The following is a 13,772-nucleotide window of genomic DNA, read 5'->3' as shown; positions in this document are numbered from 1 at the left end:
CGAACCGGGAGTGCAGCGGCCGTGAACTGGATCTATCTGGCGATCGCCATCGTCGCCGAGGTGATCGGCACCAGCGCGCTGAAGGCCTCCGCCGGGTTCTCGCGGCCGGTGCCGCTACTGATCACGGTCGCGGGCTACGGCGTCGCGTTCTTCTTCCTCGCGCTCACCCTGCGGACGATCCCAATGGGGGTCGCCTACGCGGTCTGGTCGGGCGTCGGCATCGTCCTGATCTCGCTCGTCGGTTGGCTGGTGTTCCGCCAGGGCCTCGACGCCCCGGCCCTGATCGGCCTCGGCCTGATCGTCGCCGGCGTGGTGGTGATCAACGGCTTCTCGAGCACCGCCGGGCACTGAGCCGCCGGCCGCGCGGCACGGTTGACACGCCGCCCCCCCCTCACCATAAGGGCCCCGCGCGGCCCGATGGGCTGTCCTTTGGGGGAATGTCCCGAGCGGCAAAGGGGGCGGACTGTAAATCCGCTGCGTAAGCTTCGTAGGTTCGAGTCCTACTTCCCCCACCACGTCCTTCCTTGCGATCATCACCGGCATCGCCCTGCTTCGCACGGGCCTTGCCGCGCCGGGCGAGCCTCCGGGCGGTCCGTGACGGCGGCGGATTTCGCCCTGCGACCGCAGGGTCCGCCGGCTCGCCCGGGCAACCTTCCGTCGTCGTTACCGGCCACGACACGGCCCGGCGCGGATCAGGCCTTCCGCGTCCGCGCCCCGAAGATCGACGTGCCGACCCGGACATGGGTCGCGCCCATCTGGATCGCGGCCGGGTAATCGGCGCTCATGCCCATCGAGAGGATCGGCAGGTTGTGCCGCCGGGCGAGCGCGGCGAGCAAAGCGAAGTGGGCCGAGGGCGGGTCCTCCACCGGCGGCACGCACATCAGCCCCTGGATCGCCAGCCCGTGGGTGCCGACGCATTCGGCGAGCAGCACGTCGAGGGCGTCGGGCGAGACGCCGCCCTTCTGCGGCTCGTCCCCGGTGTTGACCTGGATCAGCAGCTTCGGCGTGCGCCCCGTGCGGGCGATCTCCTTGGCCAGCGCCGCGGCCAGGGACAGCCGGTCCAGCGAATGGATCACGTCGAACAGCTCGACCGCCTCGCGCGCCTTGTTCGATTGCAGCGGCCCGACGAGGTGGAGCTCCACGTCCGGGTAGCGGTCCTTGAGCGCGGGCCACTTGGCCCGCGATTCCTGCACGTAGTTCTCGCCGAACAGGCGCTGGCCGGCCTCGAGGGCCGGCAGGATGCCCTCGGCCGGCACGGTCTTCGAGACGGCGATGAGGCGGATGCCGGCGGGATCCCGCGCGCAATCCTCGCTCGCCCGGGCGATCCCGGCCAGCACCTCCGCGAGCCCTGCGGCGACGTCGGCCTCGCCGACGGGCGGCTTGCCGGAGATCGGCGGCTCCGAGGTCGGGGGCGTATCGATCGGCGTGTCGGTCATTGAAGTCCTTTGGGCGGGTCGTCCGGCCATCGCCGGGGAAAGGTGGGCGGGCCCGCGGCGCTGTCCAACGCCGCCGCGCGGGTGAGGGCGATGCTGCACCTCAATGCCGGGATCGCGCGCTCGGCGCAAAGCCATCTGTGCTTGCATCCGCCACAGGGATCACGCGCCGATGGATCGGCCTCGATTGCCACGCCGGCAGATCCGTTGGCCGAGCCCGCCGCGAATGTGCTAACGCCGCCGCTTCCCCGGTCCGCCCCGCCCGATCCCGGTTTTCGACGACGCCATGACCCATCCTCCCAGCCACCAGACCCTCGAGCGCTACAACGCCAAGGATTCCGAGCCGCGCTGGCAGGAGGCCTGGGCGCAGGCGCGGCTGTTCGAGACCGACAACGCCGACGCCCGCCCGAAATACTACGTGCTGGAGATGTTCCCCTATCCGTCGGGGCGCATCCACATGGGCCACGTGCGCAACTACGCGATGGGCGACGTGGTGGCGCGCTACAAGCGGGCCAAGGGGTTCGCGGTGCTGCACCCGATGGGCTGGGACGCCTTCGGGCTGCCGGCCGAGAACGCGGCGATCGAGCGGAAGACCAACCCGCGGGACTGGACCTACGCCAACATCGCGACGATGCGCGGGCAGCTGCAATCCATGGGCCTGTCGCTCGATTGGAGCCGCGAGATCGCGACCTGCGATCCGGACTACTACAAGCACCAGCAGCGCATGTTCCTCGACTTCCTCGGCAAGGGGCTGGTCACGCGCCGCACCGCCAAGGTCAACTGGGACCCGGTCGACCACACCGTGCTCGCCAACGAGCAGGTGATCGACGGGCGCGGCTGGCGCTCGGGTGCGCCGGTCGAGCAGCGCGAGCTGACGCAGTGGTTCTTCAAGATCACCGACTTCGCGCAGGATCTCTACGACGCGCTCGACGGTCTCGAGCGCTGGCCGGAGAAGGTCCGGCTGATGCAGCGGAACTGGATCGGGCGCTCGCAGGGGTTGCAGGTCCGGTTCGCCCTCGCGACGGCGGTCGAGGGGGTCGGCGAGGCGATCGAGGTCTACACCACCCGGCCCGACACCCTGTTCGGCGCGCGCTTCCTGGCGATCGCCGCCGACCATCCCGTGGCGGCGGCCCTGTCCGGCGCGAACCCGGCGCTGCAGGCCTTCGTCGACGAATGCCGGCGCATGGGCACGGCGCAGGCGGCGATCGACACGGCGGAGAAGCTCGGCTTCGACACCGGGCTCACCGTGCGCCATCCGCTCGACCCGTCCTGGACGCTGCCGGTCTACGTCGCGAACTTCGTGCTGATGGAGTACGGCACCGGCGCCGTCTTCGGCTGCCCGGCGCACGACCAGCGCGATCTCGACTTCGCCAACAAGTACGGCCTCGGCAACACCCCCGTGGTCTGCCCCGAGGACCAGGATCAGGACAGCTTCGTCATCACCGACACCGCCTTCGACGGCGACGGGCGGATGATCAACTCGCGCTACCTCGACGGCATGACGACGGGCGAGGCCTTCGAGGCGGTGGCGAACCGCCTGGAGGCGGAGGTCCTCTCCGGCCGCCCGGTCGCGGCCCGCAAGGTGCAGTTCCGCCTGCGCGACTGGGGCGTGTCGCGCCAGCGCTACTGGGGCTGCCCGATCCCGATCATCCACTGCGAGGCCTGCGGCCCCGTGCCGGTGCCGGTCGCCGACCTGCCGGTGAGGCTGCCCGAGGAGGTCTCGTTCGACCAGCCCGGCAACCCGCTGGAGCGCGACCACGCCTGGCGCACCGTGCCGTGCCCGTCCTGCGGCGCTGCGGCGCGGCGCGAGACCGACACGATGGACACCTTCGTCGACTCGTCCTGGTACTACGCCCGGTTCACCGCGCCGTGGCTCGCCGACCGGCCGACCGACCCGGCGGCGGTGAACCGCTGGCTCGCCGTCGACCAGTATATCGGCGGCATCGAGCACGCGATCCTGCACCTGCTCTACGCGCGTTTCTTCATGCGGGCGATGCAGGCGACCGGCTGGTCCGGCGTCTCGGAGCCGTTCGCCGGCCTGTTCACCCAGGGCATGGTCGTCCACGAGACCTACAAGGACGCGGCCGGCGCCTGGGTGCCGCCGGCGGAGGTGCGGTTCTCGACCGAAGACGGCGAGCGCCGCGGGTTCCACGTGAAAACCTCGGCGCCCATCGCGATCGGCCCGATCGAGAAGATGTCGAAGTCGAAGAAGAACGTCGTCGACCCCGACGACATCATCGCCTCCTTCGGCGCCGACACCGCGCGCTGGTTCATGCTCTCGGATTCGCCGCCGGAGCGCGACGTGATCTGGACGGAGGAGGGCGTGCAGGGCGCCGCCCGCTTCGTGCAGCGGGTGTGGCGGCTGGTGAACGCCGCCGTCTCGGCCACCGGATCGGGCGGCGGCGACGCGGCCTTGCGCAAGGCCGCGCACAAGGCGCTCGCCGCCTTCGGCGAGGATGTCGAGCGCCTGCGCTTCAACCGCTGCGTCGCCCACGTCTACACCCTCGCCAACGCCCTTGAGGACGCGTTCCGCGGCGGCGCCTCGGCGGCGGCCGGCCGCGAGGCCGCCGGCATCCTGGTCCAGCTGATCGCGCCGATGATGCCGCACCTGGCCGAGAGCTGCTGGGCGGTGCTCGGCCGCGACGGGCTGGTCGCGCAGGCGCCGTGGCCCGGCTTCGACCCCGCTTTGCTGGTCGAGGATACGGTCGCGCTCCCGGTGCAGGTCAACGGCAAGAAGCGCGCCGACGTCACCGTCCCGCGCGACGCCGACGCGGCGGCCGTCGAGGCCCTGGTGCTCGCCGACGAGGCGGTCCGGCGCGCCCTCGAAGGCCGGACGCCCCGCAAGGTCATCGTCGTGCCCGGGCGGATCGTGAACCTGGTGGTGTGAGGAGGGGCTGCCCCCTCCCCCGCTTAAGGGGGAGGGAAGAGGCGTGCGATCGCTCGTGGATCGACCGAACGTCGTCTCAGGCCGCGAGCGCCCGGCTCACCGTGGCGCGCAGGTCCGCCAGCGAGAACGGCTTCGTCAGCACGTCGGTGACGATGGCGTCGAGGCCGCGCGCGCGCTCGCGCTGGTCGGCGAAGCCGGTCATCAGCAGGATGGTCAGGTCGGGGAAGTCGCGCTTGGCCGCGAGCGCCAGCGCGATGCCGTCCATCAGCGGCATGCGGATGTCGGTGAGCATCAGGTCGAAGGCGCCGTCGGATTCGTTCAGCCGGTCGAGGCCGTCGCTGCCGTCGATCGCCGTGACCACGGCATGGCCGTCGATCTCGAGGCCTCGCTTGAGGAAGCCGCGGACCGTCTCTTCGTCATCCACCAGAAGGATGCGCGCCATGTCGCCTGTATTCGATCCACCGAGGGAAGGCCGTCCGGCCCGGACACGTCTAGAGATCGTCTAAACATCGGCCGTCCTGTCAAGACATTTGAGGACGAAAAGCCTGGAAGTGCCGGAGGGTTGCGAAAATGCCGCGTCCCGAAACGCGGTTCAGGCCCCGCCGAACAGGTCCGGATCTTGGCTGTCGTAGTCGACGACGCCGACGAAGGGGAGCTGGCGGAAGGCGTGGGCCGCATCCATGCCGTAGCCGACGACGAAGGCGTCGGGGCAGGTGAAGCCGACGAAGTCGGCGTCGATCTGCACCGCGCGCTTGCCCGGCTTCTCGAGCAGCACCGCGGTGAGGACGCGCGAGGCGCCGCGGGCCATCAGCAGGTCCTTGGCGAAGACCACCGTGCGGCCGGATTCGAGGATGTCGTCGACGAGCAGCACGTCGCGGCCGCGCACCTCGCTCTGGACGTCGCGCAGGATCTCGACCTGGCCGGAGGAGATCGTGCCGGTGCGGTAGCTCGACAGGTGCACGAACTCGACCTGCGGCGACAGCCCGACCCGGTGCAGGGCCCGCAGCAGGTCGGCGGCGAACATGAAGCTGCCCTTCAGCACCGCCACCACGAGCAGGTTCTGCGGGGCGGCCGCCTTGATCTCGCGGGCCAACGCCTCGTTGCGCGTGGCGATGGTGGCTTCGTCGAAGAGGACGCGGACGCGTCGGGAGGGCGTGGTCATGCGCCTCCATACCCTATTCCGGCGCCGTCCGGCCACGGCCCGCCGGCGGAAAATCGACGGCGGCGCGGTCGCCCGCGACCTACTCCGCTTTCGCCGTCTCGGGTCGAGCCGTCTCCGGCCTGCCCGACTCCGGCTTGCCCGCATCCGAGAACCGGACCTCGATGCCGCGGCCCTGCTCGGGCGGATCGGAAAACCGGCCGGCGAATCGCGCGGTCTCGCCCTGCGCCAGCCGGCTGCGCGGCGGGGCGATGGTGTAGGTCCTCACGACGCCCGCGGCGGCGTCGCGCATCACGACGCTGATCGGCGGCACCAGCACCCCGCCGCGGGCGATGCCGACGAGGTCGCCCTCGACCGCGAGCTCGGCCGGCTTCTCGCCGTAGGCCGGGGTGCGGACCGCGGCGACGTCCCGGATCTCGAGGCCGCGCAGGTTCACCGGCAGGCCGATGCGGGCGAACAGCCCGGCCGCCTGCGGCAGCGCCTGCACCACCGGCACGCGGGCGAGGCAGGCGAGCGGGATCGCGGCCAAAACCACGAGGCAGGCGGCCAGGGCCGGCGACAGCCCGGCGATCCCGCCCTTGCCCTGGTTCCGGCCGAGCGGCTTGTAGCCGAGCTTGGCCTTCTTCGCCCGCGTGCCTCGCGGCGGTGCGGGGACGTTGTCGATGGTGTCGGCCGTCGCGGCGCTGCGCACCGCGGCGGAGGCCTCGGCCCAGGCATCCTCGGAGACCGTCTCGTCGGCGCCGGGGCTGGCGGCCTGCAGCTCGGCCTCGTGGGCGGCGATCACCTCGGCCGGCGACACGAACCAGGTCTCGCGGCAGGCGGCGCAGCGCACCGAACGCCCCTCGGTGCCGACGCGGGCGGTCTCGATGCGATATTCGCTGGCGCAGGTCGGGCAGACGATCAGCATACGCGGCACGCTCGTTGGCGGGGGCAGCCGGGCGGGACCTGCGGCGAAAACCCTTGGGCGATCGTCTTCGGTTAGGGTTAAGCTCCGGTGAAACCGCCGGGAGCCGGCTTGAAATGGCCATGCGCGGCGGTCATCCCGGTGCGGACGGCATGGACCGGGACGGAACGGGAGCGAACGGGCCCTTGCGCGAAACGGCGACGACGAAAAGCCTGCTCTCCGGGGCGGAAGGGCCTGTGGTCCAGTTCGAGAACGTCGGCATGCGCTACGGCCTCGGGCCGGAGGTGCTGTCCGACGTGAGCTTCCGCATCCAGCCGCACTCGTTCCAGTTCCTCACCGGGCCGTCGGGGGCCGGCAAGACGACGCTGCTGCGGCTGATCCTGCTCTCGGTGCGTCCGACCCGCGGGCTGGTCTCGGTGTTCGGCAACGAGGTCAGCGGCATCTCCAGCGCGTCGCTCACCGGCCTGCGCCGCCGCATGGGCGTGGTGTTCCAGGATTTCCGCCTGCTCGACCACCTCACGACCTACGAGAACGTGGCGCTGCCGCTGCGCGTCCAGGGCCGGGCCGAGACCAGCTACCGGGCCGAGGTCGTTGAGCTGCTGCGCTGGGTCGGCCTCGGCGAGCGCATGCACGTGCTGCCGCCGCTGCTCTCGGGCGGCGAGAAGCAGCGCGCGGCCATCGCCCGGGCGCTCATCGCCCGGCCCGACCTGCTGCTCGCCGACGAGCCGACCGGCAACGTCGACCCGAGCCTCGGGCGCCGCCTGCTGCGGCTCTTCCTCGAGCTGAACAAGCTCGGCACCTCGGTGATCATCGCCACCCACGATTTCGGGATCATGGACTCGGTCGATGCCCGCCGGATGGTGATCGGCGACGGCCGCCTGCGGATCGAAGGCTGATGGACACGACCCGCGAACGCAGCCAGGCCGCCAGGACGGCCCCGGACAGGGCCGCGGTCGATCCGGCGCTGCCCCCGACCCTGCGGCGCAACGCGCCCCTGGTCCCGACCGATTCGGCCGCGAGCCGCTCGCTCGCCGCCGTCATCGCCATCCTCACCTTCCTCGCGGGCCTGTGCGCGGGCGCGGCCGAGATCGTCGCGTCGAGCGCCGGCCAGTGGCAGGGCACCGTGGCGCAGGAGGTGACGATCCAGGTACGCCCGGCCCCCGGCCGCGACCTCGACGCCGACATCGCCCGGGCCGACGCCATCGCCAAGGCCGAGCCCGGCATCGCCGCGACGCGGGTGTTCTCCAAGGCGGAGGCCGAGCGCCTGCTCGAGCCCTGGCTCGGCAGCGGCCTCGACCTCTCCGACCTGCCGGTGCCGCGCCTGATCACCCTGAAGCTCGGCGACCAGTCCCCCGACCTCAAGCACCTGCGCGCCGGCCTCGCCGAGGCGATGCCGGGGGTCGCCAGCCTCGACGACCACGCGCTCTGGCTGCAGCGGCTCTCGACCGCGGCCAACACCTTCGTCGGCATCGGCGTCGGCATCGTCGCGCTGGTGCTGGTCGCCACGGGCCTCGCGGTGGCGTTCGCCACCCGCGGCGCCATGGCCGGAAACCGCGAGGTGGTGGAGGTGCTCCACTTCGTCGGCGCCGACGACGACTTCATCGCCCGCGCCTTCCAGCGCCGCTTCTTCGGGCTGGGGCTGCGCGGCGGGATCATCGGCTCGGCCGCGGCGCTCGCCGCCTTCGCGCTGGCCGGGCTGCTCGCCCGCACCTGGCGCTCGGGGCCGGCGGGCGACGAGGTCGAGGCTTTGTTCGGCGCCTTCCACATCGGCTGGCGCGGCTATGCCAGCGTGATGGCGATCGGCGTCATCGCCTCGCTCGTCACCGCCGTGATCTCCCGGCTGACCGTGCGGCGGTTCCTGGCCTGAGTCGCGCGTCCGGCCGGTCCGGCACCGCGCCCCGCCGGGCATCGGAGACGAACGGTTCCGAAAATCCCCGTGATCGGAAGTGCTTGGCCGTGCGTTAACCCTGCGGAAAGGATTTGCGTCCGCAAATGCCGCCTCCGCCCCGCCGCAATCGGCGCTATTCTCCCGGAGCATGACCACGCGTATGGCGCGCGCCTTCGATCCGAGACAGGCCGGCCCCGGCGCCGAGCTCACGGGCTGGGCCTGGGACGCCCGCCCGAGGGCGATGCCGGCGGCCGCGCCCGCCGCGCGGGCCGCCGGCCCGGTGGCGCTGACGATCCTCGGCCTCGCCGGCCTCGGCGCGGTCGCGCTGCTCGCCGGCTTCCTCGCCTTCGTCGCCGCGCTCGACCGCAGCGAGCGGGTGCCGCAGGGCCGTGCCGACGGGATCGTCGCGCTGACCGGCGGCGCCCAGCGCATCGGCGACGCGATCGACCTGCTGGCCGGCGGCTACGGCCGGCGCCTGCTGATCACCGGCGTCAACGAACGCACCAGCCGCGACGAGATCGCCCGGCTCAACCCGACGCAGCGCCACTGGATCGATTGCTGCGTCGACCTCGACTACCGCGCGCGCAACACCATCGGCAACGCCATCGAGACCCGGCGCTGGATGCGCCACAACCGCTTCAGCACCGTCGCGGTGGTGACCTCGAACTACCACATGCCGCGGACCCTGATCGAGCTCGACCACGCGCTCCAGGGCGCCGACCGGATCGTGCCCCATCCGGTGATCGCCGAAGGCTTCGACGCCGCCGATTGGTGGCACAGCCCCTCGGCGACCAAGCTGCTGGCGTCCGAATACCTGAAGTTCCTGGTCGCCTGGGTCCGCACCCGCTTCGAGACCGACCCGGAAAGCTCGCGCGTCGCGATCCTGATCGGCCGCGGCAAGCCGGTGAAGGCGCCGGTGCGGATGGTCGCCGAGCCGCTGCTGCGCGATCTGCAGTAGGCCGGCCGCGCCGCTCGCCGGCCCCACCTCATGAAAAAGCCCTGCGTGCCGGGGCATCGCAGGGCTGATCGGGGGCACCGTCGCCGAGGCGACGGGCCGATCGAAGGCTGAGCGTCGCTCAGAGCGGCTTGGCGGGGTAGGTCCGCACGCCGGGGCGGGCCGCCGCGCCCGAAGGAACGCCCTGGCTCGCCGTCGCGCCGGACGGGTCGGACGCGGTCAGCGCCGGGCCGCTCCAGCCCTCGGACCGCCAGCTCTGCGACCGCTCGTCGACGTTGACCGAGCCGTGCTGCTCGAGGATGTCCATCGCCGTCGTGGCGTGGGCGTCGTCCGTGCGCACCGTCACCAGGGTGCCGCCGCGGCGGATGCCCTCGTTGTAGGTGTGGGCGTCGTTCTCGCTGATCCCGGCGCCGGTGAGCGCGCCGACGAGGCCGCCCGCGGCCGCGCCGATGCCGGCGCCCGTCAGGGTCGCGACCAGCCAGCCGGCCGCCACGACCGGCCCGACGCCGGGGATGGCGAGCAGGCCGAGGCCGGTGAGGAGGCCGGTCGCGCCGCCGACCACCGTGCCGAGCGAGGCGCCGGTCCCGGCTCCCGTCTCGGCCTTGTGGGCGGTCTCGGCATGGTCGCCCGTGCCGAGCCGGCCGGCATGCCGGTCGCCCTCGTTGTTGCTGACGACGCTGATGTCGCCGTGCGAGATGCCGGCCGCCTCGAGGCGGGACACCGCGGTGCTGGCCGCGTCGTAATCGTCGTAGAGCGCCGTGATGGTTTGCTGAGCCATGGTCAAATCCTGGATGTCGTGGGAATTGCGTGCCTGCGCCTCAGCCGTCCGGGGACGGCGATCACTGCGCGGCGACGTTGCCCTTGAAGTCGACGCCGACCTTGACCGGCTTGCCGTTCAGCATCGCGTCGCCGCGCCAGATGCCCTTGTCGTCCTTCATCAGGCCGCGGACGTCCTTGTAGCCGGCATCCTCGAGGCGCTTGTGCGTCTGGGCTTCCGTGAAGCTGTTGGCGCCTTCCTCCAGCTTGGCATGCGCGGCCGCGTTGGCGGTGGCGGGCTTGCCGGCGTCGGGCCGGTCGGTGTTCGGACGCGTGACGGCTTCCTGGCCACCGGACTTCTCGCTGGACTTGGCGTCCGGAGCGGGGTTGCCCGTCGTCGTGGTCTGTGCGGACACGGTGCCCGTACCGAGAAGGGTGACGAGCGCGATGGCGGTCAGATAGCGTTGCAAGGCGGTTTCCTCTACTGTTGGTCCCCTTCAATTCCTTCGTGGCGCGAAGCGTTCCACTTTATATTTTGCGAGAACATCGTGTCGGCGGCTAACGACGGCGACGAGCTTTGCGATCACGCACGGCTTGCTTGGGAAATATTTCGCAGCGGTTGCCGCAGCGTGCGCGATGACCAGGACGCGCGCGAAACGCCACGCTCTTCCCTCCCCCCGACGGATCTCGGGCTTGCCCGAGATCCGCACCCTGTGTCCCCAAATCGGGCAGGCCCGACTTGGGGACGGGGGAGGGAAGAGGCGTCGCGACTTCGGTTGCAGGGATGAGAGCCGGGAGCGAAACGACGGCACGGGGCCGGGCCGATAGGAACCGGCCTCCACCCCCCTTCACGATCACCCGCGGCAGCGGGCCTTGATCGCGGCGGAGAATTCCTTCTCGGAGTCCTGGACCTGGGTCAGCCGGGCGCCGCGCTCGGAGCCCGAGAGGCAGCGGCCGTAGACGCCGGCGACGCGGCGCATGGTGTCCACGTGGCGGCGCCAGATCCGGCAGGCCTTGGCGTCGTCGCCGTCGGCCTGCTCGAGCTGGTCGAGCGCCTGCCGCTGCATCGATTGGGCGACGAGCACGTCGCGGGCGCAGGTGCCGTCGGCCGCGCCCTGCTGCGCCGCGGCCGCCGCGGGCATGGCGAGGAACGCCGCGAGCGCGGCCCGGCGCAGGATGCGAGGCCCGCTCATGCGGCCTGCGAGGCCGAGGTGTGGGTGAGCAGCGCGTAGAGGGCGTGCCCGTCGCGGGCCGCGCGGATCCGGTCGAGGATTCCCGGCTCGCGCAGGATGCGCGCGACCTGGGCGAGCGCCTTCAGGTGGTCGGCGCCCGCGCCCTCGGGGGCGAGCAGCAGGAAGGCGAAGTCGACCAGGCGGCCGTCAAGGGACTCGAAGTCGACCGGGCGGTCGAGGCGGGCGACGAGCCCGAACAGCCGGTCGAGCCCCGGCAGCTTGCCGTGCGGGATCGCGACGCCGTCGCCGATGCCGGTGGAGCCGAGGCGCTCGCGCTGGAGCAGGGTCTCGTAGACGTCGCGGGCGTCGAGCGCCGGCAGGCGGCGGACGGCCTGGGCGGCGAGGTCCTGCAGCACCTGCTTCTTGGCCCGGGCGCGGAGCGAGGGCACCACGGAATCCGGATCGAGGAATTCCAGCATCGGCATTGAAGGACCGCCCGTCCGATCGAAAGCCATGGGGGCCCCGCCCCCATGAAGAGGGGGCGCGCCGCGTTGTCCGCGCGGCCCAGCCCCGAAAACATCAATCCCCGCGCCGACGAGCCGGTTCCGGCTCCCTCGGCTCAGGCCGCGGCGCTCGGCGGGTCGACCCAGCCGATCGCGCCGTCGCTGCGCCGGTATACGACGTTGATGCGGCCGGTGCCAGCATGGACGAAGACGATCACCGGGGCGCCGGTGAGATCCAGCGCGGTGACCGCCTCGCTCACCGAGTGGCGCTTGAGTGTCTTGGTGCTCTCGGCCACGATCGGCGGATGGTTCGAGCCGTCGTCGGGCTCGTCCTCGTCCTCCTCCGGCGCGGCGAAGACCGCATAGGCCGCCTCGACCGCGGCGCCGTTCGGGCCCCCGTTCGGCCCTTGGGCATGCTCCTTGAGCCGGTGCTTGTAGCGGCGCAGGCGCTTCTCCAGCCGGTCGGCGGTCTGCTCGAAGCTGGCGCGGGCGTCGTGCGCGGTGGACGACGCCTCGATGGTGAGCCCGGAGACGAGGTGCAGCACGCAGTCGGTGCGGTAGGCGGTGCCGTCGCGCCGGAGCGTGACGTGGCCGGTGCTCGAGTCGTTCATGTGCCCGTCGAGATACTTGGACAGGGTCGCCGCCATCCGCTCGTCGACCCGGCCCCTGAGGGCTTCGCCGAGGTCCAGGCCGTGGCCCGTGACGCGCAATGACCCCATGTATCCTCCGGTTTGGTTGACCCTGGTCTCTTGCCCGCGGATCGAGGCCCGCGGGCTTCGGCGGAACGCCGACCCGCCGTCGCGGCGGGGGACGGAGTTAAGGAGCCGGCGCAGGGGAAGTCAACGGAGAGGACCGGCCCCTCCGGCGACGGCCGCGACCCCGGGGCGAACCCGAAGCCGCGGCGCCCGAGCGCGCACCGGCCTCGACTGCCGGCGCGTCACCCGCCCGCTCGGTCGCCGCCGGCCGGCTCGTGGATCGGGCAGCCGTTGAAGCGCTCGCGGAACGCGGCCGAGTGCTTGTAGGGCGCGTTGCGCGCCCGGTTGATGTTGCCGAGCGGCCGGTGCGCGGCGAGCCCGGTCCAGACGCTGAAGCGCATGCCCTCGTCGACCGCCTGCACCCGGCCCGGCTCCCAGCTGTCCTGCGGCCGGACGGTGATCAGGCCGACCCGCTGGAACGGCGCCTCCGCCTCGTCCCACTCCACCGTCGGATCCTCCACCGGCTGGCGTTCGAGGTCGCGGCAGAGCTGGACCCGGAACTCCCACACGCCCTCGATGCCCCGCATCTCGGACTGGACCGTCTCGCGGATCGCGTTCGGTCGCCCCGAGGCGTCGATCTCGGTGCCGGTGAGCGCGGTCAGCGCCGGGGCGACGGGGGCGACCGAGAACTTCGCGATGTGGTCGCCGTACCGGAACGGGGTGACGCTGTAGTAGGTCTCGCCGAGCGGATCGACGTTCGGTGCGCCGCCGAGCGCGCCGATGGTCGGGCTGTCGATGCCGACCGCGTGCAGCGCCTTGTTGACCCCGCGCAGCACGGTGGAGGCGGCGACCTTCAGGCCCTCGGCCCGGTCGGTGGTGCCGGCGAGCAGCTTCAGGCTGCCCAGGAACTTGTCGGCGTTCGGCGCCTGGAACACCGTGCCGTTGACGAAGATGAAGTTCTGCGTGGTGCCCTCGGCGTCGGGCAGCCGCTCGCCCGCGACGTCGAGCACCTTCAGGGCGAGGCCGCGCGGCAGCGAGACGGCGTCGGGCAGGATGTCGCCCGCGTTCGTCGAGAGCCGCAGGTAGACCTTGTGCTCGCCGGGCGTGGCGAACAGACCCTGCGCCAGCTCGGGCGGCAGGTCCGCGTCGATCCTGAGCACGCCCTCGAGGATGCCGTGCGCCTTGGCGTGGACGGAGCGCACCGCGTGCCCGGAATCCTCGGCCACCGTCTTGAGGATGGTGTCGAAGGTCTCGTTGAGCTTGTCGATCGTCCGCCCTTCCTCGACGGTCACGGTCTCGACGTCAGGATTGTAGTGAACCGGGCTCGCGAGCATGCAACGTCTCCTGAACTTGCTTGCGCACAACCAATCATGTCCGGATCCGTTCCCGGTTCGAGCCTCGGATCCAGGCTATAGGCCGC

General features: G+C 71.8%; 15 protein-coding genes and 1 tRNA gene. 6 read left to right on the top strand and 10 right to left on the bottom strand.

The genetic code is table 11. The annotated features are described in order from the left end of the window. Window positions 1-21: 21 nt before the first annotated feature. Together MKK68_RS09625 and MKK68_RS09620 are read left to right on the top strand one after the other, a co-directional pair. Window positions 22-351 carry a DMT family transporter gene (locus MKK68_RS09625; protein ID WP_147842700.1) on the top strand — a complete coding sequence of 110 codons (330 nt, stop codon included), beginning with the start codon at window positions 22-24 and terminating at the stop codon, window positions 349-351. Between the two features lie 80 nt (window positions 352-431). After that, window positions 432-515, top strand: a tRNA-Tyr gene (locus tag MKK68_RS09620). 177 nt (window positions 516-692) lie between these two features. Here the strand turns inward: MKK68_RS09620 and MKK68_RS09615 are convergent. Beyond that, window positions 693-1,436: a YggS family pyridoxal phosphate-dependent enzyme gene (locus MKK68_RS09615; RefSeq protein WP_243951642.1), complete on the bottom strand. Its 744-nt coding sequence runs from the start codon at window positions 1,434-1,436 to the stop codon at window positions 693-695. A gap of 283 nt (window positions 1,437-1,719) precedes the next feature. On the opposite strand from MKK68_RS09615, the gene leuS reads away from it, so the two are divergent. Further along, on the top strand, window positions 1,720-4,320 hold the full coding sequence (leuS, locus tag MKK68_RS09610) for a leucine--tRNA ligase (RefSeq protein WP_147842702.1): 2,601 nt from the start codon (window positions 1,720-1,722) through the stop codon (window positions 4,318-4,320). A gap of 76 nt (window positions 4,321-4,396) precedes the next feature. Here leuS and MKK68_RS09605 read toward each other — a convergent pair whose 3' ends face one another. The 3 genes from MKK68_RS09605 to MKK68_RS09595 all read right to left on the bottom strand — a co-directional run bounded on the left by MKK68_RS09605 (window position 4,397) and on the right by MKK68_RS09595 (window position 6,386). Then, on the bottom strand, window positions 4,397-4,762 hold the full coding sequence (locus tag MKK68_RS09605; protein ID WP_147727221.1) for a response regulator: 366 nt from the start codon (window positions 4,760-4,762) through the stop codon (window positions 4,397-4,399). A 150-nt stretch (window positions 4,763-4,912) separates the two neighbouring features. After that, on the bottom strand, window positions 4,913-5,482 hold the full coding sequence (gene hpt / locus MKK68_RS09600) for a hypoxanthine phosphoribosyltransferase (RefSeq protein WP_147727220.1): 570 nt from the start codon (window positions 5,480-5,482) through the stop codon (window positions 4,913-4,915). A 79-nt stretch (window positions 5,483-5,561) separates the two neighbouring features. After that, entirely contained in the window at window positions 5,562-6,386 is an 825-nt protein-coding gene (locus MKK68_RS09595) for a zinc-ribbon domain-containing protein (RefSeq protein ID WP_244030008.1), read from the bottom strand. A gap of 149 nt (window positions 6,387-6,535) precedes the next feature. Between MKK68_RS09595 and ftsE the strand changes: the two genes are divergently transcribed. The 3 genes from ftsE (at window position 6,536) to MKK68_RS09580 (ending at window position 9,229) form a co-directional block, all read left to right on the top strand. Then, the gene (gene ftsE / locus MKK68_RS09590; protein WP_147729645.1) at window positions 6,536-7,279 is read left to right on the top strand and encodes a cell division ATP-binding protein FtsE; all 744 of its coding nucleotides are present in this window, start codon (window positions 6,536-6,538) and stop codon (window positions 7,277-7,279) included. Further along, window positions 7,279-8,250 (top strand): cell division protein FtsX, encoded by a 972-nt coding sequence (locus MKK68_RS09585; protein ID WP_147842704.1) that lies wholly within the window; start codon window positions 7,279-7,281, stop codon window positions 8,248-8,250. The genes ftsE and MKK68_RS09585 overlap by 1 nt, the downstream gene beginning before the upstream one ends. 181 nt (window positions 8,251-8,431) lie before the next feature. Continuing rightward, complete coding sequence (locus MKK68_RS09580; RefSeq protein ID WP_244030126.1) at window positions 8,432-9,229, top strand: YdcF family protein; 798 nt, start codon at window positions 8,432-8,434, stop codon at window positions 9,227-9,229. 118 nt (window positions 9,230-9,347) lie between these two features. Here MKK68_RS09580 and MKK68_RS09575 read toward each other — a convergent pair whose 3' ends face one another. The 6 genes from MKK68_RS09575 to MKK68_RS09550 all read right to left on the bottom strand — a co-directional run bounded on the left by MKK68_RS09575 (window position 9,348) and on the right by MKK68_RS09550 (window position 13,686). Beyond that, on the bottom strand, window positions 9,348-10,004 hold the full coding sequence (locus MKK68_RS09575; protein WP_147729482.1) for a hypothetical protein: 657 nt from the start codon (window positions 10,002-10,004) through the stop codon (window positions 9,348-9,350). Window positions 10,005-10,065: 61 nt separating this feature from the next. Then, complete coding sequence (locus tag MKK68_RS09570; RefSeq protein ID WP_147729483.1) at window positions 10,066-10,452, bottom strand: hypothetical protein; 387 nt, start codon at window positions 10,450-10,452, stop codon at window positions 10,066-10,068. A gap of 384 nt (window positions 10,453-10,836) precedes the next feature. Next, complete coding sequence (locus MKK68_RS09565) at window positions 10,837-11,175, bottom strand: hypothetical protein (protein ID WP_409567207.1); 339 nt, start codon at window positions 11,173-11,175, stop codon at window positions 10,837-10,839. After that, the gene (locus MKK68_RS09560; RefSeq protein WP_244030124.1) at window positions 11,172-11,639 is read right to left on the bottom strand and encodes a PTS sugar transporter subunit IIA; all 468 of its coding nucleotides are present in this window, start codon (window positions 11,637-11,639) and stop codon (window positions 11,172-11,174) included. Before MKK68_RS09560 ends, MKK68_RS09565 begins: the two co-directional genes overlap by 4 nt. A 134-nt stretch (window positions 11,640-11,773) precedes the next feature. Next, window positions 11,774-12,376 carry a ribosome hibernation-promoting factor, HPF/YfiA family gene (gene hpf / locus MKK68_RS09555; RefSeq protein ID WP_147729861.1) on the bottom strand — a complete coding sequence of 201 codons (603 nt, stop codon included), beginning with the start codon at window positions 12,374-12,376 and terminating at the stop codon, window positions 11,774-11,776. Window positions 12,377-12,594: 218 nt separating this feature from the next. Further along, window positions 12,595-13,686, bottom strand: coding sequence for a catalase family protein (locus MKK68_RS09550; RefSeq protein ID WP_244030006.1), 1,092 nt, complete (start codon window positions 13,684-13,686; stop codon window positions 12,595-12,597). Window positions 13,687-13,772 lie beyond the last annotated feature (86 nt).

The sequence above is a fragment of the Methylobacterium sp. E-016 genome (assembly GCF_022829745.1).
Classification (GTDB): Bacteria; Pseudomonadota; Alphaproteobacteria; order Rhizobiales; family Beijerinckiaceae; genus Methylobacterium.
Note: the sequence above shows the minus strand (reverse complement) of the source record. Positions and strands in the feature narration are given on the sequence as shown.